This is a genomic window from Janthinobacterium longum (genome assembly GCF_051380735.1).
Classification (GTDB): domain Bacteria; phylum Pseudomonadota; class Gammaproteobacteria; order Burkholderiales; family Burkholderiaceae_D; genus Janthinobacterium.
Map to the genome: position 1 here is coordinate 103,952 of NZ_JBNYXQ010000008.1, position 26,431 is coordinate 130,382.

19 protein-coding genes are annotated in these 26,431 nt (G+C 63.9%); 10 read left to right on the forward strand and 9 right to left on the reverse strand.

Annotation, left to right across the window (positions count from 1 at the left end):
• Positions 1–2 precede the first annotated feature (2 nt).
• Positions 3–2,450 carry a DUF3772 domain-containing protein gene (locus ACQ4WM_RS19175; protein WP_436548254.1) on the reverse strand — a complete coding sequence of 816 codons (2,448 nt, stop codon included), beginning with the start codon at positions 2,448–2,450 and terminating at the stop codon, positions 3–5.
• A 227-nt stretch (positions 2,451–2,677) separates the two neighbouring features.
• Here ACQ4WM_RS19175 and ACQ4WM_RS19180 point away from each other — a divergent pair, with 227 nt between their 5' ends.
• Positions 2,678–4,351 (forward strand): methyl-accepting chemotaxis protein, encoded by a 1,674-nt coding sequence (locus ACQ4WM_RS19180; RefSeq protein WP_436548255.1) that lies wholly within the window; start codon positions 2,678–2,680, stop codon positions 4,349–4,351.
• Positions 4,352–4,425: 74 nt separating this feature from the next.
• Positions 4,426–5,301, forward strand: coding sequence for a HipA domain-containing protein (locus ACQ4WM_RS19185; RefSeq protein WP_436548256.1), 876 nt, complete (start codon positions 4,426–4,428; stop codon positions 5,299–5,301).
• Between the two features lies 1 nt (position 5,302).
• Here ACQ4WM_RS19185 and ACQ4WM_RS19190 read toward each other — a convergent pair whose 3' ends face one another.
• Positions 5,303–6,115: an AraC family transcriptional regulator gene (locus tag ACQ4WM_RS19190; protein ID WP_436548257.1), complete on the reverse strand. Its 813-nt coding sequence runs from the start codon at positions 6,113–6,115 to the stop codon at positions 5,303–5,305.
• Between the two features lie 91 nt (positions 6,116–6,206).
• On the opposite strand from ACQ4WM_RS19190, the gene ACQ4WM_RS19195 reads away from it, so the two are divergent.
• On the forward strand, positions 6,207–6,818 hold the full coding sequence (locus ACQ4WM_RS19195) for an MSMEG_1061 family FMN-dependent PPOX-type flavoprotein (RefSeq protein ID WP_436548258.1): 612 nt from the start codon (positions 6,207–6,209) through the stop codon (positions 6,816–6,818).
• A 255-nt stretch (positions 6,819–7,073) separates the two neighbouring features.
• On the forward strand, positions 7,074–9,317 hold the full coding sequence (katG, locus tag ACQ4WM_RS19200) for a catalase/peroxidase HPI (protein WP_436548259.1): 2,244 nt from the start codon (positions 7,074–7,076) through the stop codon (positions 9,315–9,317).
• A gap of 17 nt (positions 9,318–9,334) precedes the next feature.
• Here katG and ACQ4WM_RS19205 read toward each other — a convergent pair whose 3' ends face one another.
• On the reverse strand, positions 9,335–10,486 hold the full coding sequence (locus ACQ4WM_RS19205; RefSeq protein WP_436548260.1) for an alkene reductase: 1,152 nt from the start codon (positions 10,484–10,486) through the stop codon (positions 9,335–9,337).
• A 328-nt stretch (positions 10,487–10,814) separates the two neighbouring features.
• A complete protein-coding gene (locus ACQ4WM_RS19210; protein ID WP_436548261.1) occupies positions 10,815–11,732 on the reverse strand; it encodes a LysR family transcriptional regulator in 918 nt (305 codons plus the stop codon).
• A 172-nt stretch (positions 11,733–11,904) separates the two neighbouring features.
• On the opposite strand from ACQ4WM_RS19210, the gene ACQ4WM_RS19215 reads away from it, so the two are divergent.
• Positions 11,905–13,533, forward strand: coding sequence for a methyl-accepting chemotaxis protein (locus ACQ4WM_RS19215; RefSeq protein ID WP_436548262.1), 1,629 nt, complete (start codon positions 11,905–11,907; stop codon positions 13,531–13,533).
• 7 nt (positions 13,534–13,540) lie between these two features.
• Here the strand turns inward: ACQ4WM_RS19215 and ACQ4WM_RS19220 are convergent, their stop codons facing one another.
• Entirely contained in the window at positions 13,541–14,389 is an 849-nt protein-coding gene (locus tag ACQ4WM_RS19220) for a helix-turn-helix domain-containing protein (protein WP_436548263.1), read from the reverse strand.
• A gap of 95 nt (positions 14,390–14,484) precedes the next feature.
• On the opposite strand from ACQ4WM_RS19220, the gene ACQ4WM_RS19225 reads away from it, so the two are divergent.
• From ACQ4WM_RS19225 to ACQ4WM_RS19245, 5 genes are all read left to right on the forward strand, one after another.
• Positions 14,485–15,870, forward strand: coding sequence for a cytochrome P450 (locus ACQ4WM_RS19225; RefSeq protein ID WP_436548264.1), 1,386 nt, complete (start codon positions 14,485–14,487; stop codon positions 15,868–15,870).
• 105 nt (positions 15,871–15,975) lie between these two features.
• A complete protein-coding gene (locus ACQ4WM_RS19230) occupies positions 15,976–17,091 on the forward strand; it encodes an AAA family ATPase (protein ID WP_436548265.1) in 1,116 nt (371 codons plus the stop codon).
• An 8-nt stretch (positions 17,092–17,099) separates the two neighbouring features.
• The gene (locus ACQ4WM_RS19235; RefSeq protein WP_436548266.1) at positions 17,100–17,507 is read left to right on the forward strand and encodes a bpX5 domain-containing protein; all 408 of its coding nucleotides are present in this window, start codon (positions 17,100–17,102) and stop codon (positions 17,505–17,507) included.
• Positions 17,504–19,330: a hypothetical protein gene (locus tag ACQ4WM_RS19240; RefSeq protein ID WP_436548267.1), complete on the forward strand. Its 1,827-nt coding sequence runs from the start codon at positions 17,504–17,506 to the stop codon at positions 19,328–19,330. Before ACQ4WM_RS19235 ends, ACQ4WM_RS19240 begins: the two co-directional genes overlap by 4 nt.
• Entirely contained in the window at positions 19,323–22,010 is a 2,688-nt protein-coding gene (locus ACQ4WM_RS19245; RefSeq protein ID WP_436548268.1) for a bpX6 domain-containing protein, read from the forward strand. The genes ACQ4WM_RS19240 and ACQ4WM_RS19245 overlap by 8 nt, the downstream gene beginning before the upstream one ends.
• Before the next feature lie 308 nt (positions 22,011–22,318).
• Here ACQ4WM_RS19245 and ACQ4WM_RS19250 read toward each other — a convergent pair whose 3' ends face one another.
• From ACQ4WM_RS19250 to ACQ4WM_RS19265, 4 genes are all read right to left on the reverse strand, one after another.
• Positions 22,319–23,170 (reverse strand): SMP-30/gluconolactonase/LRE family protein, encoded by an 852-nt coding sequence (locus ACQ4WM_RS19250; protein ID WP_436548269.1) that lies wholly within the window; start codon positions 23,168–23,170, stop codon positions 22,319–22,321.
• A 66-nt stretch (positions 23,171–23,236) separates the two neighbouring features.
• Entirely contained in the window at positions 23,237–23,734 is a 498-nt protein-coding gene (locus ACQ4WM_RS19255) for a DMT family transporter (protein ID WP_436548270.1), read from the reverse strand.
• Complete coding sequence (locus tag ACQ4WM_RS19260) at positions 23,712–25,100, reverse strand: amidohydrolase family protein (RefSeq protein ID WP_436548271.1); 1,389 nt, start codon at positions 25,098–25,100, stop codon at positions 23,712–23,714. Before ACQ4WM_RS19260 ends, ACQ4WM_RS19255 begins: the two co-directional genes overlap by 23 nt.
• Positions 25,101–25,208: 108 nt before the next feature.
• Positions 25,209–26,105, reverse strand: coding sequence for a LysR family transcriptional regulator (locus ACQ4WM_RS19265; protein WP_436548272.1), 897 nt, complete (start codon positions 26,103–26,105; stop codon positions 25,209–25,211).
• Between the last annotated feature and the right edge of the window lie 326 nt (positions 26,106–26,431).

A 26,431-nucleotide genomic window follows, 5' to 3' on the forward strand; every position in this document is an offset into this window, starting at 1 on the left:
TTTCAGCTCGTCAATGGTGGCATGGGTGCTGACGGCGCTGGTGGCGCCCCCCCCGGTGCCGGCGCGGCCGCCGAAATGGATGGTGCCTCGAACTGCCCAGGCAAGCCACTGAGAATCATGGTGTTCGGCTTGGCGATCGAGACTCCGGCCGCATCGAGGCGCTTGAGCAGTTCGAACAGCAGCGCGCTGCGGATGCCCGACGTCAGGCGCGGCGAAGAAGCAAAGCCGGTAGCGTTGAACAGCAGGTTGCCATTGTCGATGCCATCGAGGTGCACGGCGGGGGCCGGTGTGTCGAGCACGTCATGGTTGTCGACAAACACGCCCAGGATCAGCTCACGCGCTGCCTCGGCATCCGTGCCCAGCGGCAGCGGCAGCTTGACCTGCACCAGGCCCAGCGGGCTGGCGTGGGTGACATTGCGCACCGTCTTGGTAATGAATTCCGAGTTCGGCACGATCACGGTCGAGCGGTCGCCCATCTGGATTTCAGTGGCGCGTACATTGATGCGGCGGATGTCGCCTTCCACCCCGCCCAGCGAGACCCAGTCACCCACTTTGACGGGACGCTCGGCCAGCAAAATCAGGCCCGACACGAAGTTCTGCACCACTGCCTGCAAACCAAAACCGATACCGACCGACAGCGCCGACGCCACCCATGCGATGCGTTCCAGGCCGATGCCGGCCGACGACAGCGCCAGCGCCACGGCGGTAACCCCGCCGGCATAGCCGAACAAGGTCAGGAACGAGGTCTGCATGCCCGAATCGAGATTGGTGGTCGGCAAATAGCTGTTTTGCAGCCAGCGCTTGAAAAAGCCGACGCCGATATAACCCACCAGCAGCACCAGCAGCGCCTGGATCACGGAGCCGGGGCGTATCGCCACTTCGCCGATGGCGAGGCCATCCTGCAGCTTGCCCAGGCGCTGGAACAGTTCAGCCGGGCCTTCGCCAAACGGCGCGAGCAGCAGCATCAGCATCAGCAGCACGATCAAGGCGCGGCCCAGGCCCGACAGCAGCACGGCCGCCTGGTCGCGCGCTTTCGGCGTGGCCAGGACAGGATTGGCCGAATCCGGTGGCGGCGGCGTCGAGGCCAGCAGCATGCACACATCGTCGACCAGCACCGTCAGCAGATAAGTAGTACAGACCACCACCATGATCCAGGTGATCTGCTTGGTGACAAAGCTGCCGAAGGCGACATAGCCGACCAGCAGGCTGATCAGGCTAACTGCCAGCGCCAGCCACAACACCACCACCACGCAGCGCAGCCACAGCGGCGTGACGGGCGAATCGGGGTCGGCGGCGCGCACCTGGCGCCAGCAGCGTTCGGCGCGCAGCAGGCCATAGGCAACCGTGATGCTCAATACCAGTGCCACGATGCAGTTGACCGCCACGGCCGTCGACAAGCCCGTATTGATCACGATGGAAACACGTTCGGCGGCCCATACCAGCACCATGACGAGGGCAAACACGGTCGGATAGCGCGCCATGCGCAAGGCCAGCGCATCGGACAGCGGCAGCAGGCGCCACGAGGCGCGATGCGGCGAGAGCAGGGCGTGGCCCAGGCCGGCCGTGAAGCCGGCAAAGCAGATCACGCCAACCAGGCTGCCCAGAAAGACATCGGTCTTGTCGGTCACGCCGTTATTCCAGCGCAAGCCAAAGGCCAGCAACTCTGCTACCAGGCCCGGCGTGGCCAGCGCCAGCACCAGCACCGCCAGCGCATGCAGCGAGCGGCGCAAACGGCCGTGCGGCACGCGGGTGGAGGTCAGCATCAGCAAATGGCGCGAGATCCACACGCTGGCCACCAGCACCAGCACGATGCCCACAAAGATCGAGACCCACACCATGACCGGCGTGGCGCGCGCCGCATCGACCAGTTCCAGCCCCAGGTTTTGCAGGCGCATGCCGGTTTGCGGCCATTCGGCATGCAGCTGCTTCCAGAAGCCGCTAGCCAGGATCGACGAGGTACGTTCGCCCAGGCGCGCCTGCAGCTGCGCGCGGCGCACCGTGGTCACTTGCTCGGACGCTTGCGCCGCTTCGACCGACAACAACCGCGCCAGCTTGACCTGTGAGTCGAGCGCGCTGCTGTTATGGTCGAGCTGCTTGCGCTGCTCGGCCACGTCGGGCGCATCCTTGGTACCGGCCGCCGGCTTGCCCAGTTCGGCCAGGCGTGCCTGCACGCTGGCCAGCTGCGGCTCGATATCGGCCGCCACCTTGTCGGCCTCGGCGCTGGCAGCCAGCGCATCGGCTTTCATTTGCGACAGCGCGGCGTCCGGCACATCAGCCGCGCCGTCCAGGGTCTTCTGGATCGTGGTGATCTGCTTGCGCAAGTTGTCGAGGTGCTGGTCGACCGTGGGGTCATCGGCCTGGGCCCAGGCCGGACTGGCGCCAAATGAGAAGGCCAGCAGCAGCGCCAGCAGGAAGGGAAACAGCAATCGGAATGGTCGATGAGAAATCATGCGGGCCTATGAACAAAGAAGTAGGGTATTAGCGGCACAATATAGCCGAAAACGCTGCTTTAAAACGTGCAATTGCCGCCTGGAAAGCCAATATCACGGCAATTGGCGCCAGCAGCCTACGTCTATTGCACTATAGATATGTGATATGAAAAAGACTAGCATCGTGTGCCCAAGACAACGTGCTTCGCAGGCGCGACCGGTCCTTCCACTTCCTTATCGAGCCCATCATGAAGTTCATCTCCAACCTCAACATCGGCAAACGCCTGGCGCTGGGCTTTGGCGCCATCAGCGCCATGCTGATCGTGATTTCCTGCCTGGGCCTGGCCATGCTGGGCAAAATCAACCAGGGCACTGACCATATCGTGCGTGACAGCATGCCGAAGATCGCGATTGCCAATGCACTGGCGGACCACGTCAACGATATCGCCATCGCCCTGCGCAACAATATGCTGACCACCGATGCGGCCGACCGGCAAAAGCAAGTGGGCGCCGTACTGGCCGCGCGCGCAGCGGCGGTGGCCGACATGGCCAGGCTGGAGCAGATCGCCAGGCTGCCGCGCGAACGTGAAATGCTGGTGCAGCTGCGCGCCGCCCACCTGCGCTATGCCGAAGGCCAGGACCATCTGCTGGAACTGGTAAAAACCAGCACGCTGGAAGAAGCACGTACTTATATGTATGACCAGGTGCGCGCGATGCTTGACGCCTACAAGCGGCTGATCGCGCAAGAGATCGCCTTGCAAAGCGAGCAGGCCACGGCGAATGCCGCCAGCGCGCACGACACCTATCTCACCACGCGTTTGCTGCTGGTCGGGCTGTCGACTGTCGCCCTGCTGTGCGCCGCGCTGCTATCGTACCTCATCACCCATTCCGTCACCAAACCGGTGGCGCAGGCATTGAAGGTGGCCCATACGGTGGCCGCTGGCGACCTCAGCAGCACCATCATCATCGAATCGCGCGATGAAATGGGCCAGTTGCTGCAAGCGCTCAAGAGCATGAACGACAGCCTGGCGCGCACGGTGGGCACGGTACGCGCTGGCACCGACGCCATCGCGGCCGCCTCGGCCCAGGTGGCGGCCGGCAGCCAGGACCTGTCGTCGCGCACCGAGCACGAAGCCAGTTCGCTGGAAGAAACCGCTTCATCGATGGAAGAGCTGACCGCGACCGTCAAGCAGAATGCCGACAACGCACGCCAGGCCCATGTGCTGGCCGATACCGCCTCGGGCGCGGCCCAACGCGGCGGCGCCATGATCACGCAGGTGGTCGCCACAATGGACCAGATCAGCCAGTCGTCGAGCAAGATCACCGACATTATCGGCGTGATCGACGGCATTGCATTTCAGACCAATATCCTGGCACTGAACGCCGCCGTCGAAGCGGCGCGCGCCGGCGAGCAGGGACGCGGCTTTGCCGTGGTGGCCACTGAAGTGCGCAACCTGGCCCAGCGCTCGGCGGCTGCGGCCAGGGAAATCAAGCACCTGATCGATGATTCGACCAGTTCGGTGGCCAGCGGCAGCGCCCTGGTGCACCAGGCCGGCGCGTCCATGGGCGACCTGGTCGACAGCGTGCGCCGCGTAACCGACATCATGGGCGAAATCACCTCGGCCAGCGCCGAACAGACGGCCGGCATTGAACTGATCAACCGCGCCATCAGCGAGATGGACATCGACACCCAGGAAAACGCCGCCCTGGTCGAGGAATCGGCCGCCGCCGCAGCCGCCCTGCGCGAACAGGCAGCCACCCTGGCGCAACTGGTCAGCGTGTTCAAGCTGGGCGACCAGCCGGCCGCCGGGGCGGCTACGGCGGCCACTGTACCTGCACCGGCCTTGCCTGCTCACTCTTCCACTCTGGCCAAGCGCGAGCAGCAGGCCGAGCCGGCGCTGCAGGAATGGGAAGAGGCCTGAAAACGACGGTATCATGGTGAACATAAATCTTATATTAAGCCTCTTAAATACAAGAATATGTACATTCCCATGCCATGACAAAACGCCTGCGCAGCACCGATCTCCATCGCCTGGACGCGCTGGTACAGGAAGTGCTGGCGATTGCGCAAAGCAAACCGGCTGTCGACAGTCTCTTGCGCAAGCGCCTGTTTGCCACTCCCGGCATGGGGGGCGCACGGCCGAAAGCCACGGTACAGGACGGCGACGATTATTGGCTGGTAAAGCCTGGCCTGATGACCGATACGCTCGATCTGGCTTTGCTGGAGCATGCGACGATGCAATGGGGTAGCAAAGCCGGCCTGCGTTTCGCCGATACGCGCCACCATCCGCTGGGCATCGAGCGCAGCGTGATCCGCATCCTGCGCTTCGACCGGCGCGGTGCGCAGCGCATCATGACCGTCAGCGCTGCATCCCTGCTGCAGGTGCAATATCCACCGGTAGAAGCGGCTGACAGCATAGCCGCCAGCTATCCGCGGCTGGCCGAAGAGCTCAAACGCATCGGCGCTCCGCCAGAAGATGGTATCGAACTATTTGGCCGCATGGTGTTTAACGGCGTCGTTGGCAATAACGACGATCATCCGCGCAACCATGCAGTGCTGTTCGACCTCGACGAGCAACGCTGGCGCCTGTCGCCCGCCTTCGATGTCGTGCCGGAGACGCAAGACGATCCCGGGGCGCTCGTCATGCAAGTCAGCGCAGGTCGCTACGACATCACGCGCGAGGCCATGTTATGCGACTGCCTGCGCTTCGGATTTGCCACCCACGCCGATGCACGAGACCATTTCGACTCGCTCCTGAAACGCATTGCAGACAGCTTTGTCGAGATCGCCCCATTGCTTGATGCGGCCTTGCGCAAGGCCCTGCAAGAGCGCCTGCAAACGATGCTGGCGAAGCTGGGCCTGGCAGGATAACTCAGCCAGGCGCCAGGCGCGCCGCAAAATACCGCCCCGGCGTGGTGCCGAAGGTGCGCCGGAACAGCGCGATAAAGGCGCTGACGCTGTCGTAGCCCAGATCGATCGCCACTGCCGTCACGGACTGCCCGCCGGCCAGCAGTTCCAGTGCGCGCAGCAGGCGCAAGCGCTGGCGCCAGGTGGTAAGGTTCATGCCCGTCTCCTGGGCAAAACGGCGGCTCAGGGTGCGCGGCGCCAGGCTGGCCCAGTGCGCCCACTGGTCCAGTGTGCGTGCGTCGGCGGGGTCGTCGATCAGCGCACTGGCAATGCGCAGCAGGCGTGCTTCGCGCGGCAGCGGCAAACCGAGCGCATCGACCGGCGCCGCCGCGATTTCATCGAGCAGCACCTGCGCTATCCTAGCCCGGGTGCGTTCCAATGGCACGCCACTTGCCACCGGCCACTGCGCTGCGCGCAACACCGCTTCGCGCAGCAAGCCCGATACCTTGATCGCGCAAGGCTGCAGCGGCAGTCCTGCGCAATACGGCGGCGCCACATAGACGGCCCAGCCTGAAAATGGCCCATGCGACCTGGCCGCGTGCGTGACCGACGACGGTAACCACACGGCATGCGTGGTGGGAATGGTCCAGTTGCCGGCATCGGTGCGCACCGTCAGCAGGCCCGAAAACAAACCCAGCAACTGGCCCGGCAGATGGCTGTGCGGCACCGACTCGCGCGCCACGCTCTCGCTGGCCGTGACGGCGATCAAGTGCGGCTCGCCATCGGCCATCGTGATGGCGTGGCGCAGCCTGGTTTCCAGCGGATCGGGATTCGGCATGGCGTATTCGAGCTATTGATTGGCCGTATTAGCTTAGCATCGCCACGGCTTCGGCGCTATGCTGGGGTGACCACTGTTACAGGACACCGCCATGACGACTGTTAATCTGACCGAACTATATGCCCCGCCCTCCGAGATGATCACCAAGGCGGTACTCGACCATCTGCTGCCGTTTCATCTGAGCTATCTGAAAGCGGCGACCTTCTTTTGCCTGGCCAGCAGCAGCGCCGAAGGCCTCGATGCTTCCCCACGTGGCGGCGCACCGGGCTTTGTCCATGCACTGGACAATAAAACCGTCGTCTTTGCCGACTGGCCCGGCAACAACCGCATCGCCTCGCTGAGCAATCTGCAAAGCGATGACCGCATCGGCATGCTGTTCCTGTTTCCCGGACTGGAAATATTCATGCGCATCAATGGCCATGCAAGCATTTCCACCCATCCCGAACTGCTGCAGGCACTGGCCGAAGGCACACGGCTGCCGAAAACAGCGGTGGTGGTCAAGCTCGATGAAGTGCTGTTCCACTGCGGCAAAGCCATCAACCGCGCGAAACTGTGGCACCCCGATTCCAGGCTGGAGCGCAAGAGCCTGCCGTCACCGGGCGACTTCCTGGCTGCCCTCACCGGCGCCGACAAGGCCACCGCACAGGCGATGGACGAAGGCTATTACACGGCCATCAGGGGCGATCTGTACGCTGAACATTGACTGGCACGCAGTGAGCACGCTGGAGCGAGCCACGCGCGAGAAAAAACCTATCCATTTGCCATTGCGCCACAGTTCGCCATGGGTCACTATGCAATGGGAAACAAGTTACGATCTGAAACCGCCATATTTTTCCGGATTAACGCTCAGGAAACAGAATGAAGCTGCATAGCCGGTCGAAATACTTGTCCCTCCGAACGTCGCGCCGCCTGGCATGACGTCTTGCCTGACCCATCAATCAACTGCAGGAGCAAACAAATGAGCAGCAACGATAGCCCAGCCCAGTGTCCATTCAGCCAGGCGAAAACCGCCGGCACCACCAACCGCGACTGGTGGCCCGACCAGTTGCGCCTGGACCTGCTGCACCAGCACTCCGCCAAGTCCGATCCGATGGGCGCCGGCTTTGACTACCGCCAGCAATTCAACAGCCTTGATCTGGCCGCCGTAAAACGCGACCTGGCGGCCTTGATGACCGATACGCAGGACTGGTGGCCGGCCGATTTCGGCCACTACGGCGGCCTGTTCATCCGCATGGCCTGGCACAGCGCCGGCACCTACCGCACCGGTGACGGCCGCGGTGGCGCACGCCGCGGACAGCAGCGCTTTGCGCCGCTGAACAGCTGGCCCGACAACGTCAGCCTGGACAAGGCGCGGCGCCTGATCTGGCCGGTCAAGCAAAAATACGGCAGCAAGATTTCGTGGGCCGACCTGATCATTTTGACCGGCAACGTGGCGCTGGAAAGCATGGGCTTCAAGACCATCGGCTTCGCCGGCGGGCGCGTCGATACGTGGGAACCGGACCAGGATGTGTACTGGGGCCGCGAAACCACCTGGCTCGCTGGCGACCTGCGCTATGCGCACGGCAGCCACGGCGTTGACAAAGCAGGCGGCGTGCTGGTGGCGGACGACAATGCCGATGGCGACGTCCACAGCCGCAAGCTGGAAAACCCGCTCGCGGCAGTACAGATGGGCCTGATCTATGTAAATCCGGAAGGACCGGACGGCAACCCCGACCCGCTGCTGGCGGCGCGCGATATCCGCGACACGTTTGCGCGCATGGCCATGGACGATGAAGAAACCGTGGCCCTGATCGCAGGCGGCCACAGCTTCGGCAAGACCCATGGCGCAGGCCCTGCAGACAATGTCGGCCCCGAGCCGGAAGCGGCAGGCCTGGCCGCCCAGGGTTTCGGCTGGCACAACAAGTTCGGCAGCGGCAAGGGTGGCGACACCATTACCAGCGGCCTGGAAGTGACCTGGACCAAAACCCCGGCGCAGTGGAGCAATGACTTCTTCGAGCATCTGTTCGGCTTCGAATGGGAACTGGGCAAGAGCCCGGCCGGCGCCCATCAGTGGTTTGCCAAAGGCGCCGAAGCGACCATTCCGCACGCGCACGATGCGTCGAAAAAACTGGTGCCAACGATGCTGACCACTGACCTGGCCCTGCGTGTCGATCCGGCCTACGAGGCGATTTCGCGCCGCTTCCTGGCCCACCCGGATCAATTCGCCGACGCGTTTGCGCGTGCCTGGTTCAAGCTCACGCACCGTGACATGGGTCCTAAATCGCGCTATCTCGGCAGCGAAGTGCCGGCCGAAGATTTCATCTGGCAAGACCCGCTGCCGGCGCTCGACCACGCACTGGTCGACGCTGCCGATATTGCCGCCCTCAAGGCGTCGATCCTGGCTTCCGGTTTGAGTGTTGCGGAACTGGTGTCGACCGCCTGGGCGTCCGCCTCGACCTATCGCGGCTCCGACATGCGTGGCGGCGCCGATGGTGCGCGCGTACGCCTGGCGCCGCAAAAGGACTGGGCCGTCAACCAGCCGCAACAATTGAGCAAGGTGCTGGCAGCGCTGGAAAAACTGCAGGGCGAGTTCAACGGCAAAGCCACTGGCGGCAAGCGGGTATCGCTGGCCGACCTGATCGTGCTGGGTGGCGCTGCCGCTGTCGAGCAAGCCGCCAGCCTGGCCGGCCATACGGTGACGGTGCCGTTCACGCCGGGCCGCACCGATGCCACGCTGGAGCAGACCGATGTGGAATCGTTCGACGTGCTCGAACCGATCGCCGATGGCTTCCGCAATTACCAGAAAACGCGCTACGCCGTACCGGCCGAAGCGTTGCTGGTGGACCGCGCGCAACTGCTGACCCTGACGGCGCCCGAGATGACCGTGCTGGTGGGCGGCTTGCGCGTGCTGGGCGCCAATAGCCCGCAGTCCGACGCAGGTGAATTCACCACGCGTCGCGGCATGCTCAGCAACGACTTCTTCGTCAAGCTGCTCGACATGGGCACGGTATGGACGGCAACGTCCGATGCCGCCGAGGCCTTTGAAGGGCGCGACCGCAAGACGGGCGCGCTGCAATGGCGTGCCAGCCGCGTCGACCTGGTGTTCGGCTCGAACGCGCATTTGCGGGCGATTGCCGAAGTGTATGGCAGCGCCGACGGCGAAGAAAAATTCGTCGGCGACTTCGTGGCGGCGTGGAGCAAGGTCATGCAGCTGGGCCGCTGACACCAGGCCATCGGGCGTCAGGCCGCTGTACCGGCCTGGCGCGCAAGGTCTGCATGCACCGGATAATCCGTATAGCCTTGTGCGGTGCCGCCATACATAGTGGCCTGGTCTACCGCGTTCAACGGCCAGCCATGGGCCAGGCGCGCCGGCAGATCAGGATTGGCGATAAACGGACGGCCAAAACCGATCAGATCGGCCAGGCCGGCCTCGACCAGGCGCGCACCGCGTTCTGCCGTATAACGACCGGCGTACAGGATGCGGCCGCTGAAGGTTTGCCGCACATCGTGGCGGAACGCTTGCGGTAGCTCGGGCGCATTGTCCCAGTCTGCCTCGGCAATCGACAGATAGCCTACGCCCGCCTGTTCCAGCACCTTGATCGCCTCGATGTACGTGGTGTGCGGATCGTCTTCCACCAGGCCGATATACACCCGGTCCTGGTCGGTGCCGCTGAACAGCGGTGCAAAACGCACGCCCAGCCGTTCCGGTCCCACCACGGTGGCCACCGCCTGCACGATTTCACGCAGGAAGCGCAGGCGGTTCTGCAATGAGCCGCCGTATTCATCAGTACGCACATTGGCGTGCTGCGAGATGAACTGGTTCACCAGGTAACCGTTGGCCGCGTGGATTTCAACCCCATCGAAGCCGGCGTCGAGCGCGTTTTGTGCCGCCTGTGCATACAGGGCCACCACTTCGGCAATCCCGGCCACGCTCAAGGCCTGTGGCATCGAGGGCGCGACCAGTTCACCGGCACCATCGCCAGTTTCGATAAACGCCTTGACCTGTTGCGCCTGGATGGCGGACGGCGCGATCGGCGCCTGGCCACCAGGCTGCAGCGCGGTGTGCGAGACGCGGCCGACATGCCACAGCTGCGCGAAGATAATGCCGTCCTGGGCATGTACCGCGTCGGTCACCTGGCGCCATCCGGCGATCTGTTGCTGGCTGTAGATGCCGGGAGTCCAGGCATAGCCCTGGCCGCGCGGTTCGATCTGCGCGCCTTCAGTGATGAGCAGGCCGGCACTGGCACGCTGGGCGTAATACTGCGCCATCAGCGCGGTTGGCACATCGCCCGGCTGGGCTGCGCGCTGGCGTGTCAGCGGCGGCAATACGATGCGGTTTTTCAGGGTGTGGCGGCCCAGGGTGGTGGGCTGTAGCAGTGGAGCATGGTACATGGTAATGTTCGATCTGTATAAAAATATTAGACTGGTCGTCTAAAAACAATGTCAAAAAAAGCGCACTGAGTGAAATGCGTGTTCATGGCCGCACTATAACAACGAATAGACCAGTCGTCTAGTTGATTTTTCTGCCTGCCATTGTGATAACGACTGCTCTGCCAAGGCAGCCAGCGGCAAGCTTGCCGCCCCCTGCTTACCTCTTTTGGCTGAACGGCAGGCAGTCTGCATGAAAAATTAACAATTTTTTATAAAGCAGACTGTCACGGTGCTTGCCTGTTGGCTTGTGCAGATCCTGCTCGCCGGCGCTAGTTGCTGAAAACAGCATTCACCCCAACCGCGCATCCTTGAAACTGATCCCGAGAAACTCAATCAGCTTGCTGAGCGCCAAAGGCATGTTCTTGCGGGTGGCGTAGATGGCATAGATGTTCAACGGTATCGCTTCGCATTCCGGCAGCAAGGCGACCAGTTCGCCCTTGTCGATCAGCGGCAAGGCCATATACGCCGGCAGCATGGCCAGCCCGGCGCCATGCAGCACCGCCTGCTCGATGGCCGATGCATCATTGGCGCCGAAATTGCCCGTAACGGGCACGGCCAGTTCCTCACCGTTGCAGTTGAAGGTCCAGGTGCCTTTCCCATAGAAGGAATGAATCAGGCAATTGTGACTGCCGAGCTCCTCCACACGGCGCGGTGTGGCGTGGCGGCGCAAGTAGGCGGGCGAGGCGCACAGCATGACGCGGCACTGCGCCAGCTTCCTGGCCACCACGTTCGAGTCCAGGATATTGGTGATCCGGATGGCAAGGTCAATGCGCTCGTCGACCAGGCTGACGGTCTGGTCCGACAGCAGCATGTCGACGCCAACGCCGGGGTAAATCTCCAGGAATTGCGCGATCATATTGGTCAGCACCGAACGCCCCAAGGTGGTGCTGGCGGTGATGCGCAGCCTGCCGCGCGGCACGCCACTGGGCTCTCCCACCGCCGCCTGTATGCCTTTCGCCATCTCCAGCAACTGGCAGCAACGCGCCAGCGCCTCGGTGCCGGCATCCGTCAGGCTCAGCCTGCGGGTGGTCCGGTGCAGCAAGCGGGCCCCGGCCCAGTCCTCCAGTTCCCCCAGGTAACGCGACACGACCGGTCGCGACAAGCCCAGTTTCTGTGCAGCGCCCGACTGGCTGCCACAGGCTACCGTGGTAATAAACACTTGCATTGCAACGAGCTTGTCCATCGATTCGACCGTATTTGACAACAAACCATGCCACTTTATAGACTTTTTTGCTGAATAGAAAGCAACTATACTGTGCAACAATTTTAATTACATAAAAGAATTTTTTGCATTGCCATTGCTGTGTTGCCCACCCCTGCATTCCCTCCTGCCATCGCCCCTCCAGGCAACGGTTGATCTCTTCTTTGAAAAGTCCTTGATGAATAAGCTTTCGTTTCAACAAAAACTCTGGCTGCCGCTGGTAGCGAGCTTGCTGTGCATAGTGATCATTTTTATCTACAGCGCGGTACAAACACGCGAGTTGCGCCTGGACGAGCGGCGCAAGGACCTGAGCAATGTGAACGAAGTGGCGCACAGCATCGTGAAGCATTTCGACGAGCAGGCAAAAAGCGGCACCCTGAGCAAGGAAGACGCACAGAAACAGGCGATAGCCGCGGTCAAGTCGCTGCGCTTCAGCGGCGGCGGCTATACCGCGATTACCAACAAAAACATGATTTCCCTGATGAACCCGTTCGCGCCGCAAAACAATGGCAAGGACATGAGCGGCTTCAAGGATTCCAACGGCTACTATTTGTACCGTCATATCGCTGAAGCGGGCGCCAGCGCCAGCGGCACCGGCTATGTGTATTACGTGTGGGCACGCCCGGGTGGTACCCAACCGCTGCCAAAGGTCTCGCATGTGATGCGCTACGCGCCGTGGGAATGGGATCTGATTACCGGCGTCTACATGGACGATATCAACGATGCCTTCAAGAAGGAACTGGTGAATGCGGCCGTGGTGCTGGCGGTGGTCTCGCTGGCGCTGGCGCTGCTCGTCACGCTGGTCAACCGCAGCCTGGGCGCCACCATAGGCGGCGACCCGGGCGCTGTCAGGCAGGCCGCCTCGCGCATTGCCAGCGGCAACCTGAGCGCACCACTCAACACCGTCAAGGGTGATGACAGCAGCATCCTGTTCGGCATGCAGACCATGCAGAACCAGCTGGCCGACACCATCGGCGAGATCCGCCGCAGCGCCAACACCATCGCGCTGGCTTCGGCTGAAATTGCCGCCGGCAATAGCGACCTGTCGGCCCGCACGGAGAGCCAAGCAAGTTCGCTCGAAGAGACGGCCGCCTCGATGGAGGAACTGACCTCCACCGTCAACCAGAACGCCGTCAACGCGCAGCAGGCCAACACCCTGGTGCTGTCGGCCGCCGGCGTGGCAGAGAAGGGCGGACAGGTCGTCTCGCGCGTGGTACAGACAATGGACACCATAAATGCGTCGGCCACACGCATCGTCGACATTATTGGCGTGATCGACGGCATCGCTTTCCAGACCAATATCCTGGCCTTGAACGCAGCCGTCGAAGCGGCCCGTGCTGGTGAACAGGGCCGGGGCTTTGCCGTCGTGGCTTCGGAAGTGCGCAGCCTGGCGCATCGCAGCGCCGAGGCCGCCAAGGAAATCAAGGTGTTGATCGGCAACTCCGTCGACAGCATCAAGGTCGGCAGCGCCCTGGTGGCGGAAGCGGGAGTGACAATGGACCAGGTGGTCTCGAGCGTGTCGCGCGTGACCCAGATCATGGCCGCCATCAGCGCCGCCTCCCAGGAACAAAGTACCGGTATCGGTCACGTCAACCAGGCGATCAATGAAATGGACGCCGTCACCCAGCAAAACGCGGCACTGGTGGAACAGGCAGCGGCGGCAGCGGCCAGCATGCAGGATCAGGCGGCGATGCTGGCGCAACTGGTGCAGCGCTTCCAGCTTGACGCCAGCGAGGCACCGGCCCCGGCCGGCAATACGCCACGCATGGCGGCACGGCGAACACCGCTGGCGCTGCGCGCAGCGTAAGCAGCGCCTACAGCCAGATGCGATATATCCAGTAGCTCTCGTCGCCCGATTCCAGCAGGCGCAGGAGCTTTCCGGGGCTGTGGCCGGTGATGGCGTGCACCTCGCGGCTCAGGTGGGCCTGGTCTGCATAGCCGCCTTGCGCGGCCACATCGGCCAGCTTCGCCGGCCCGCCCCGGGCTTTGTCGCGCGCCTCGAAAAACGACTGCTCGGCACGCCGCAGCCGCAACAGGCTGCGCATGGACTGCCCGGCGCGCGCCTTGATGCGGCGCTCGATATTGCGCACGCCACGTCCCAAGGCCGTATCGGCCGCCTGCCATGCCAGGTGGCGCACCCAATCGCCCGCCAGCGCTCCCGATCCCTTGGGCCGCGCCGCCTGCCATAACGGCGCCAGGAACTGTTCCAGCAGCGCCAGCCGCGCGGCATCATCAGGTGCGGCCAGGATCGCATCGGACAGGGCCTGCCACTCGTCGCCCAGCACCTCGTCCAGCGCCGCCCAGCGGTCCACGCAGCACGCCATGTCGATGCCGCTGATCGCCTGCAAGGCCTGCGGATAGAACATCACCATGAACAGTCGCACGGGACCGGGATTCCAGCTGATAGTTGGCTGTGTCTGCGGGCCGGCAAAGGCGGCGCGCACCGGTGCTGGCGGTGTCGGCAAACCGGCAGGCACGATCAGTTCGCCCTCACCCTCAATAAACCAGGCGATGGTGCACAGCGGCGTGGCCGGCGAATGGTTGTAGCGGTCCTCAGGGTCGACCAGCGGTGCCTCTACCGTGCTGCGCGTGATGATCGCGCGCACGCAGGAAGACAGCGCATAAGGGGGCACGAGCAAACGCGTGGTGGCGGGATGGGACATGGTGAAATTCTAACCCGGCAGCCGCTTGTCGCAAACGTTCAAGACGGCGATACCACACGGCGGCACAGTAGGCGCATGCCACTACAGGAGAACATATGCCACGCCACCTTTCCGACCTGCCCGGACCACGCCCGTGGCCGCTGCTGGGCAACCTGCCGCAACTTTCACCGACGAGCATGCACCGCCAGGTGGAAGCGTGGGCCAGGCAATATGGCCCGCTGTTCGCCATGCGCTTTGCCACCACGCCGGTGCTGGTGGTGGCCGACCCGATACTGGTCGGCGGCGTGCTGCGCGACCGGCCGGAGGGCTTTCGCCGACCATCCGCCACGGCGCAAGTCGCGATGGAAATGGATGGCCGTCCCGGCCTGATCGTGGCCGAAGGCGCGGCCTGGCGCGCGCAGCGCCGCATGGTCATGGCCGCGCTCGCGCCGCACGCGGTCAAGGCCTATTTTCCGGCGCTGGTGGCGACCTGTTTGCGCCTGCGCGAACGCTGGCGCCAGGCCGCGCAGGCTGGCACCGGCATAGCACTGGCGGTCGACCTGAAGTGCTACAGCATCGACATCATTGCCGGCCTGGCCTTCGGCATCGAGTTCAACACGCTCGAACATGGCGAGCATGTTCTGCAGCGCCATATGGAAATCATCCTCGCCGGCGTGGCGCGCCGCTCGATGGCACCATTTCCGTACTGGCGCTACCTGAGACTGGCGCGCGAGCGTGAACTGGACGCCAGCGTCGCCGCGCTGCGCACCGCCGTCGACCAGCTGATCACCGGTGCACGCACGCGGCTCGAGGCCGAACCGGCACGCCGCCAGCATCCGGCCAACCTGCTGGAGGCGATGCTGCGCGCGGCGCAGGAAGAGGGCAGCGGCGTCGACGACAATATTGTTGCCGGAAATGTTGCCACCATGCTGCTGGCCGGCGAGGAAACCACCAGCAGCACGCTGGCCTGGCTGCTATATCTGCTGCACCGCAATCGGGCCGCGCTGCAGCAGGCGCGCGAGGAGGTGCAGCGCCTGGCGCCCGATACGGCACGCTGCACCATCGAACAGATGGACGCGCTCGTCTACCTCGACGCCTGCATCCAGGAAGCGCTGCGCCTGAAACCGGCCACGCCCTTTATCGCGCTCGAAGCCCTGCGCGACAGCATGGTGGGCGACGTGGTGGTGCCGAAAGGCGGCTTGGTCTGGTGCGTGATGCGACACGACAATGCCATACCGCCTGGCAGCGACTTCGATCCTGACCGCTGGCTGCGCCAAGGCGGCGACGCCATCGGCAAGCAGACCGCGATGCCCTTCGGCGCCGGCCCGCGCACCTGCCCCGGGCGCTATCTGGCGCTGCTGGAAATCAAGGTGGCCTGTGCCATGCTGCTGGCGACGTTCGACATTACCACCATCGATACGGCAGACGGCAGCGAAGCCGAAGAAGTGATGGGTTTCACGATGTCGCCCGAGGCATTGCAGATGCGGCTGCGCGCCATCTGAGCCGACAGGCCGCCGCACGGCAGGTTTGTGCGATCACCGTGTTGTGCAGGACACCATGGCAGTTCCTTGTTAAGATGCCATTCTTGACATTGCTCAGAGCCACCCATGACATTGCCTGTAAACCAAGCGGCCCGGCATTTGCGCGCCGCCATACGCGAGGCCACCGCTGGCCTGGTCGACCGCGAACAGTTGGCCGAACTGATGATACTGGCAGCGGTCGCACAGGAACATCTGCTGGTGATCGGGCCACCCGGCACGGCCAAGAGCGCAGTGGTGCGGCGCGTGGCGCACAGCCTGGGCGGCCAGTATTTCGAGTATCTGCTGGGCCGCTTTACCGAGCCATCGGAGTTGTTCGGCCCCGTCAACCTGAGCAAACTGCGCGAAGGCCAGGTTGAAACCGATATCGCCGGCATGCTGCCGGAGGCGGAGATCGCCTTCCTCGACGAAGTCTTCCTCGGCTCGACCGCCATCCTCAACACCTTGCTGGGACTGCTGAACGAACGCCAGTTCCGGCGCGGCCACACGCGCATCGATTGCCCGCTGCGCGTCTGCGTCGGCGCGGCCAATGCGCTGCCCGAAGACGAAGGCCTGGCGGCATTCGCCGACCGCTTCCTGCTGCATGTATTCGTCGAACCGGTACCGGACAACCGCCTGGAAGACCTGCTGGCGGGCGGCTGGGCCGCTGCCCGGCACAAGGTGACGGCGATCGCCGACCTGGCCAGCCTCGACGTGCTGAACCAGGCCGTGGCGCAGGTCGACATGGAGGGCGTGCGGCTGGCGCTGGCGCAGGCGATCCGCCTGCTGCGCCAGGCCCACGTGCAGCTGTCGGACCGCCGCATCGTCAAGGCCCAGCAACTGATCGCCGCAGCCGCCGTGCTGGCCGGCCGTAGCGCCGCCACCCGCGCCGACCTGTGGCCGTTGCTGTATGTGATACCGACCGCCGCCGGCCAGCAGAGCGCACGCGAAACCCTGCGCGAACTGCTGGCCGACGCCAGCCATCCGCTACTGCAGGCGGTGGTCGAACAGGCCGCGCAGCAGCCGATGGCGCGCCTGGCGCGGCTGCTGGAAAGCGCCGACCTGCTGCTGGCCGATGGCGCTGGCGAACACGTGCGGATCGAAGCGCTGCTGCGCGAAATCGACGCCAACTTCGATACCGCACAATTGCCGGAACAACTGGCGGAGCGGCGCCAGCGCCTGATCGCTGCGGCGGGCCAGCGCTGATGCCGGTAATGGCCTGGCAAACGCGCGCCACCGCACTGGTGCCGGCCGGCCTGGTCGCGCCCGCGCTGCTTGCGCCCGCGCTGCTGGCGCTATTGCAATCATGCAGTCTCAAACAGCTGCAAGCGCTGTCGGTGGTGGCCACGCGCGACCTGCTGGTGCTGCTGGGCGCCAACCAGGCGCTGCCGTGGATCGATGGCGCACGCTATTGCGCGCCAGATCCGCATGCGCCCAATTTGTGGACCCCCACGCATCTGGCGCCAGCGCTGCCGGCCGACCTGGTGCAAACCAGGCTGATCGAACGTGCCGCCAGCAGCCCGGTACTGCTGTGGCACGCGCCGGAACTGCTGCTGCCGCTGGCCGGCGCACAGGCGCTCACGCCTTCGCTGCTGGACTGGCTGGCGCAGGAGCTGGCATGACAGCGCTGCCGGCCGCACTGGAGCCATGGGCGCTCTGGTTGAATTTGTTTGCGCCAGACCTGGCGCCCGCCGTCGGCGCGCTGCTGCTGCGCCTGCATCCGCTGGTCGGCAAACTCAGCACGGCCACACTGGAACGCGGCGCCGAGCCTGCCGGCATCGGCAACATCGTGCGACGCGGCCACTACGAGCGCCTGTTGATCTCGGAATGGGCGATTGCCGACGCCGAACCGGACGAATTTTTGCGCCGCGCCGGCAGCGGCGAACTGCTGTTCAACGGCCCGGAACCGGCCGTGCACCAGCGTTCGCTGCATAGCGTGGCGCTGTTCGACGCCGGCCCGGCGCAACTGGGCGAGCCGCGCCTGGCCCACCTGGCGCTGTTCATCCTGCTGGCGCGCCGCGCGCAGCAGGCCGGCGCGCAATTTCGCTGGGGTATCTGGCAGCGGCCGGGCGTCATGTTCGACGACAGCGGGCACGATGCGCTGCGCAAGCTGCTGCGTTCGCGCACCTTGCAGCCGGCGCCGGTTGACGCCCGCCAGCAATGGGAAGCAGAGCTCGGCGCCGACCTGGCCGACTGCTGGCTGATCGGCGTTAGCGGCGAAGCCCCAAGGCAGGCGCGCAACCAGGTTGCTATCCGCCGCGCTCTGGGCGGCAATCACCTGCACGTCTGCGTGCGGCAACGGCGCGACCAGCGCACGCTGCAGCTCGAACTGCCCGCTGCGCCTGTCGCCGTGCGCCTGTTGCGAAAACCGTTCACGCCTGCCGCGCTGCCGGGCACGATCCATCACCGCGACACCCGGCCATCGCGCGCGCAAGCGCCGCGTTTTTCCAGTGGCGGCAAGCTGGTCTGCGTGCGCCAGCTCGACGGTAGTGGCATCGTCTATCATGTGCCGCAGTCGGCCTCTGGCAAGCCGGGCAAATACCGCATCCTGTCGGTGCCCGCGCACGGCGCCATCCTTGCCGCAGGCGTGTTCAAGACCACGTTGTCGTGCATCACCAGCGCCGATGGCACGCTGAAGTTTCACAACTTTCCCGGCCCGCTGCTTTCCGGCAAGCCGATCTTGTGCGAACGCCCACCGCTGGAAGACTTTCATGCGCCGCCCGGCATGGCACGGTGGCTGGAGGCGTTTTATCTGCTGGCGAACCACACAGTCAAACGCTATGAACATGTGGTTGTGCTCGATACCAAAAGACGCCTGGTTTGCTGGCAAGCCGTCCCGCCGGCATCGCCAACGGCCATGCCGACTGTATCTTTCCATCATATGCTCGACGACGTGATCGGCATCCATCATTTGGGCGATTCGCTGTACATCGGCTGCGCCGAGGGCGGCGGCGTCCAGCTGTATCACTGGCATAGCCAGAATTCGTCTCCATCCAAGATGAACCGGATCGCGCAAGCAGGCAGCGCGCTACTGCATGGCGCACTGAAAGGCGAGCCCGATGGTCACGGCGGCACGCTGCTGGCAATCAAAACCGGCGCGACGCAATGGTGGGTCGGCAGCCATAACAAGGGCGAAACGATGGACATCGACGATGGCGCCACTGTGCTGGGCGTGGCCATCAGCAGCAAGCACCCGAAACCGGGCCTGGTGGTGCTGCACCCGGGCCGCCGCCGCATCGAAATGCGGGTCGGCCATGTGCGCCATGAACTGGCGACCTCGCCCGAACCGATACAGCAGGCCAGCATGGACGCCGCCAGTGCCCGCATCGCCTGGATCACGGCCAAGAGCAGCACGGTGGTGGTGCGCGATCTTGATGGCGAACAGCCATTGCTGCAAATTTCCTGCGATGGCGGTGCCGATGACGCCGATGACGCCTATGAATAAAGTCCGCCGCCCCCTTTATGAAGGCATGCAACTGGTGCATGCGCTGTGGTTCGACCTGGCGCTGACTGGCGAAGCCGAGGCGCGCCGACGCGTGCTGCGCCACTGGGCGCCCGGTGCACGGCTGCATCTGGTGCAGGACGGTTTCCTGCTGCTGCTGGCAAGCCCGCGCCAGGCCCGTTGCGAGTTGCTCGACGGCCTGCCGCTATGCGAGCAGGCAGGCATCCTCAGCAGCGCGCCATTGGCGGCGGACGAGCGTGCCGCCACGCCGCCATCGTACTGCTGGCTGGTACGCGCGGCGCAGGCGGAACTGATCAGCCTTGCCGCAGCACCGCGCATCGATCCCGCCGCCTGGCTCGAGCTGGACGCGATTGCCCTGCATGCGCCTTTGCAGCCACCGCGCGCCGCCGCCACCGCCACCGCCACCGATCCGGCGCTGCTGGCGGCGATGCCTGTGCATGAGATCTTTTCGGATACGCTGGCGCCGCCCAGCGCCAGCCGCGCAGATTTTTTAAGACAGCTCGACCAGGCCCGGCACGGCCAGCGGCCGGCGATATCGGGCGCCGGCATCGGCCAGGTGGCGGCGGGCATGGCGGGCATGCTGGCCAGGCTGTTCGGTGGCCGTGCGCAGGGTCAATCCAGGCAGGCGGGCGGCGGGCATGGCCAGCGGCAGCCTGAGTCGGTGCTGGCGCAACGACTGGCCGCGCTGGCAAGCCGGCTGGCGATCCTGACGCGCGCCTCCCGCATTATCGGCTGGCGCCAGGCCGCTTATCTGCGCAAGATGATGGCGTTGCTTGAAGAAGGCGATACGGCCGAAGCACTGCGCCATGCCATTCCGCTGGACAGCTCGTCGCAGCCCAGCCGCCAGGCCTTCGGCACGCCGCGCCCGCGCAGCAGCCTGGAAATCTCCGGCCCGGGCCAGGCGCGCAGCGCGATCGGCCTCGGTAGCGAGCTGGAAGACTATTTGCGCACAACCTACCGCCGCACTTTTGAGCGGCTGGACCGCGAAGGCAAGATCGACGAAGCCACCTATGTGCTGGCCGAACTGCTCAAGCAGGGCAGCGAAGCGGTCGACTATCTGGAACAGCATGGCCGCCTCAAGCAGGCCGCCCAGCTGGCCGAAACCATGGAGCTGGCGCCGGAAATCGCCGTGCGCCTGTGGTGCATGGCCGGCAATCTCGAGCGGGCGCTGCAACTGGCCCGCATAGGCCAGGCCTTCGCCGCCGCAGTCCAGCTGCTGGAGAAACGCCGCAGCCCGCAAGCTGCGCTGATGCGGCTGCTGTGGGCCGAAGACCTGGCCATGCGCGGCCAGCTTGCCGAAGCGGCAGAGGCCATCTGGCCCCTGCCGGAACAGCAAGGCCAGGCGCTGGCCTGGCTGCTCGAAGGCGAGCGCGCCGGCGGCACCCTGGGCCTGCGCTCGCTGCTCAAGAAACTGGTGCTGCTGCCGGCCAGCCTGCCCGACAGCGAGGCGCGCGTGCTGCAACTGCTGGACGACGACAGCGAACACGGCGTGCAGCAGCGCATGCGCCTGGGCACGGAACTGCTGGTGCTATCGCAGCATTCGCCCGCCACCAAACGGGTGGCGGCAGAACTGATGCGCCCGCTGCTGACCGATCGCATGGCCGGGCGCAGCGACTTCGACAAGAAATCGCTGACCAGGCTGTTGGCCCTGTCCGACGGCGCCATCCTGCAGGCCGACCTGCCGCCGCTATCGATGACCGCCATCACGCCGCCACCGGGGCTGACGGCGCGCAGCGAGATGCTGCGCGTGCGTCTGGACGAGCGCGGCTTGCTGCCGATACACGACGCGCGCCGCCTGCCCGACGGCCACTACCTGCTGGCGCTGGGCGAGGGCGGCGTGGTGCGCATCGACCGCCATGGCCGCCAGCTGGCGCAGTTCCCCGTGCCGGCCACGCGCCTGGTGCTGGCGGCCGGCGGCCAGCGCGCGCTGGCGCTGGTGCAGCGCGACAGCAAGTGGCGCGTCAGCCGCATCGACCTGCTCGCGCGCAAGGTATCGGACTGGATCATCGAACCGCTGCGCTTCTGGGCCGACAACCATGACGGCCTGGTATGGAACGCAGTGATCGACAACCGCCTGGTCGCCATCGATATCAGCAAGGATCAATTGACGGTGTGCTGGCAGGTGGCCGACCTGCCGGGCCGCGTGATCGCCTTCCTGGAAGAGCAGGGCACGCAAACCCTGCTGCTGGAAACCGCGCACGAGATCGAGCAATGGCGCTATCAGCTGCCCGCGCGCCGCCTGACGCAACGCGACAGCTTTCCCCGCCCGCAACATGAACTGCTGGCGCTGTTGCCGCACCACGCGCGCGACACACCGACACTGGTCCGTGAACAGCACAATGAAGGATACATGTCGCTGCAAGTGCATAACGGCGTTTCTGCCGCACCATTTACGCTGGCATCGTGGGCGATTTACAGCGCCATCGACGTGACACAGGCGGCCGGCTTGCTGCTGGTGCGCAGCCACCCTGACGACGACACGCTGGAATGCCTGGTGGTCGACAACCGGACGGGAAAAGTACTGGCCCAACTGTCGCTGGGCGCATGCGAAGCGGCAAGGGTGCAGGTCGATGACGGGCACATACTGTTGTTCGACCAGGCGGGGCGCATGATTGATGTGGGCTGCGAGGATAGTGGGGTGCATGTGCTGACGCTGGGGTAGGGATGTCGGGCAGGAAGGCATGGCCGACAAGCCGGTGCCCGGTGTCTGTTTTTTAGCTCACATGTGTGTGCTGACCATACGGGTTGCCGACAGACCGCCGCCCAGGCGGAAACCAAGGCGCCGTGTCGCCGCACGCAGCGAGGAATCAGATTGGCGTGTAGTACATCGGCAACGCATGGCTGAAACGCGCACCTTCTTGTGCACAAACCGCAAGCGCGTTGGCTAACACTGGAGAATGAACGCCCAACCGGCCCGACAGTGCAGCTGCATCTCTGGCATATGCGCGCTTACGCATGGCGCCGAGGCCCCTAGCCGGCAAAACAGGTCTCGTGCATGCCATTGGCCCCTGTCACACTGACCGCAAGCAGGGCACCGTCTGCATCGGTGGGCGTGGAAAGACCCACTCTCGCGCTGGTACAGAACAGGATATCGCCCGAGTGGCCACCGATTGCCGGACACGTGCTCTGGATTGCCGGCGATGCAATAACACGGTCAACCCGACCATCCGGGCTGTATCGAACGACCCTGCTGCCGCCCCACTCCGCATTCCACAGGAAACCATCCGCATCGACACAGGAGCCGTCCGGCGCGCCGCCGCCGAGGACATCCGCAAATACGCGTTGGTGTTCAAGACTTGGATACTCGCAACAAAAAATGTTCGGCTGCAGCGAATCGCAGTAATACATCGTCGTGCCATCGGGACTGAAGCAAACGCTATTGGCGATGGCAACGCCGGGCAGCGCCAGAGACTCGATGGTCATCGTTTGGGCATTGAGACGATAAAAAGCCCCCACCCGCTCCTGCGGCTCGCCTTCGTGCATGGTGCCGAAGACAAAGTTACCTTCGCGATCGCAACGCCCGTCACCGATGCGCGTATTCGGGTTGCCGGGTGATGCACCGATCTCGGTGAGCACTCCTGTCGCCAGATCAAAAAAGGCCAGGCGGGATGCCAGGCCGAGTAACAGCACGTCTTGCCGCGCGGTGAATGCAAACGATGCCAGTCGCTCGGGCAAGGGCCAGCGCCCACGGACTCCGGTGCCCGGCGCGTAGGCCAGCAACTCGTTTCCCAAGATGTTGGTCCAGAAAAGACGGTGTGTCCGTGGGCACCAGATCGGACATTCGCCGAGCATATCCTCGGACTTTTCAATAATTTCGAACATGATTTTCTCGTTTGTGTAGATCATTTTCTGATGCGGCTCTGCCAGGGAGGCGCCGCTTTCATCCGCTCAGGGCTTCGACACCCGCTCACCGAATACCAGCATGGCCAAACCGGCAATCATCAACAATGCGCCTACCAGTTTTGCTGCGGAAATCGGCCGTGCCGTTGCACCCAGCAGGGCAAAGTGATCGATGATCAGCGAAGACGTCAGCTGGCCGACGACGGCCAGCCCCACCAGCATGGTCAGGCCGATGCGCGGTGCCAGCAGGACATTGCACAGCAATGCTCCGGCACCGAGCAGGCCGCCCAACAGGCTCCAGAGGGGCTGGGCAGGTACTTGCGCCAGTGATGGTATGGCACCGCCGCGCAGCAAGGCGATCACAGCCAGAGACAACGCACCGATGATGAAAGACACCAGCGATGCCGTCAGGGAGTCTCCGCCGATGCCGCGCGCTAACTGACCATTCAAGGTAGTTTGCAAGGCGATGGCAATGCCGGCGCAGAAAGCAATCGGTAACAGTAACGCGTTCATCAAGCGCTGCTTACGAACCGTGGATCGGTGCAAACGACGCCTCGAACAGATCGGGCTTGTAACCCGCAGCACTGAACAGGTGCATGCAGGATTCGTCGATTGCAGCACGCAGCTTGGCCTGATCGACGCCCAGCACGACGCCACCGCGTTTGCGCAGGCGCCCGCCAATGATGACGGTATCGATATTGCTGCGCTCTGCCGCGTGCACCACGGTGCCGATGGCGTTGTTGACCGGGTAAATGTTGAGGTCGCCGGTTCGGATCAGTACCAGGTCGGCCTGCTTTCCCGGGCTCAAGCTGCCGATCCGTTGTTCCAGCCCCGCAACTGCGGCGCCGTCGATGGTGGCAGCCTCGAGTAACCGGAACGCATCGCTGGGCGCTGCCACATGGTGCTGCCCATGGTGGCGCCGGGTATGATCCATGGCCCGTTGCAGATAGAACGCCACGCGCATTTCCATGAACATGTCACCGCTGTACGAGGTCTCGTTGTCGACACTCAGGCCGGGGCGTATGCCATGCTCGAACGCCTTCTGCCAGGCGTTCACGCCATCCTCGATACCGTAGTGGGCATCCGAACGCGGGCATACATTGACGCGCACACCTGCTTCGCGCAAGATGTTCCAGCCGGATTCAGGCAGACAGGTGCAGTGGTTAAAGATGTTGTCGCTGCCAAGCATCCCCTGCTCGTGCAGGCCTTCGAGCTCGGCTGCCATACCGCCGCCGAAAAACTCGGTCACGATAGGAATGCCGAGTTCGCGTGCGACGGTCCACTGGTCGGGTTCCAGCTGCGCCATCATGGCCAGTGTCACCAGGCTGTCAGGGTCGTTGAAGTACTTGGCCTGCAGGCGTGCCAGGTTGCCGGGCCAATGCGCCGTATCCCAGTCGCCAGCGACGGGCGCGCCGGCAGCATGGACCGCACGGATGCCCGTATCGAGCAGGGCTTCGACTGCCGCGTCGGAGTGCGCTGCCGTGCGGCTGTTGTGGGAGTTGTCGATGACGGTCGTGATGCCGGCATCAATGCAGCCCAAGGCCGTGAGCAGGTTGCCCACGTAGATGTCCTGCGGCCGGTAGTATTTGGCAAACGAGAAATGCGTGGCGTTGCAATAGTGCTCGAGCGATTCCGCGTTGGGGTTAATCCGGCGCAGCTGGCCTTCCCAGGAATGGCGATGGGTATCGACCATGCCCGGAATGGCAATCATGTCTGCGGCGTCGATCACTTCGGCGCCGTCAGCGTCGAGCCGCAGACCGATGGCAGCAATCACGCCATCGGCAATCAGGATATCGCCCTTGGGTAAATTACCGACATTGCCATCCATGCTGATGACGGTAGCGCCGCGAATCAGTATCTTGTGGGAGACCGAGGCCAGGGGCTGGAGTAATTGACGATCTGGTGCGGGCATGGTCGTTTCCTGCGCAGGTGATGAGATGCAGGCAGTCTAGTGCAGGCCAGCACGGAGAAAAAGTGCCACCGCGCATTTTCAACATGCAGAAAATCCGAACAATGTCGGCTACCCGACAGTGCTGAACAGCTCAGCCGTCCAGTCGGCGAACGCCCGCATCGCAGGAGAGAGAAAGCGCTGATGGGGATAAAATAGTGACACCGGCACAGGGGCCGGCCGCATGTCGGCCAGTACCTCGACCAGTTCTCCGGTGCGCAACTGGTCCGCCACCAGGATCTCCGCCAGCTGCATCAAGCCGCCTCCGTCCAGGCCCAGCTTGATGTACAGTCCCGTCTCGTTAACCGCTACCGAGCCAGGAACCGCCACACCGACACTGCTGCCGTCCTCGGTAAAATTCAGCTCAGTTACCCGCCTCGTCGTGCTGGAAAAATAGTGGACCGCCCGATGTAATGGCAAATCCTCCAAACCCTCGGGAATCCCCTTTTCTTCCAGATAGGACGGCGCTGCGCAGGTAATCCAGCGCAACTCGCCCAACCGGCGCGCGACCAGCGCCGAGTTATGGAGGCTGCCGGTGCGGATCACGCAATCGATGCCTTCCTGGATCAAGTCCACCTGACGATCATTTACGCCTATCATCAGATACACATCGGGGTAGCGCTGCTGGAACTGCTCCAACTTTGGCAGGATCAAGGCGTGCACAATCCCTGCGGGCACATCGACGCGTAAGCGCCCATGCGGACGCTCGGCAGAGCCGTGCAGGCTCGATTCAGTGTCGTCAATCAGGTCAAGTATTTCGCGGCAGCGGGACAGGTAGCGCTCGCCCTCTGGCGTCAGGCTAAGGTTTCTAGTGGAACGGTTAAGCAGCCGTATCTGCAAATGCTTTTCCAGCCGCTTGATGATGGCGGTGACTGAGGAAGCCGGCAAACCCAAGGTCTCTGCTGCGCGGACAAAACTTCTGCTTTCGACCACTCTAAGAAATACTTGCATTGCATGTACGCGATCCATGGGCTGTCCTAATGACTATAGGGAAAGCGGCACTATATCGCAGCCTCGCTCCATGTCAGCCAACCGAACAATATCAATCACTTTGGCTCCCGCAGTTCTTTCTCGCAGTTCATGTATCTATATATTTCGCGATCGGGAGCATGAAGGCGCGCGCGTCGAAAAACGAACTGGATGACCGGGAGGCCCTGGCGTCATCGCGGCAAGCTTGCTCAGCGATGGCGTCAGTCCTGATTTCCGTTTGCAGTGGAATCATTGAAACGACATCGTCGCGGCATTAAAAAGCCCATGTGGTCAGATCAAGGCAAACATGGGCTTCAGCTAATGGC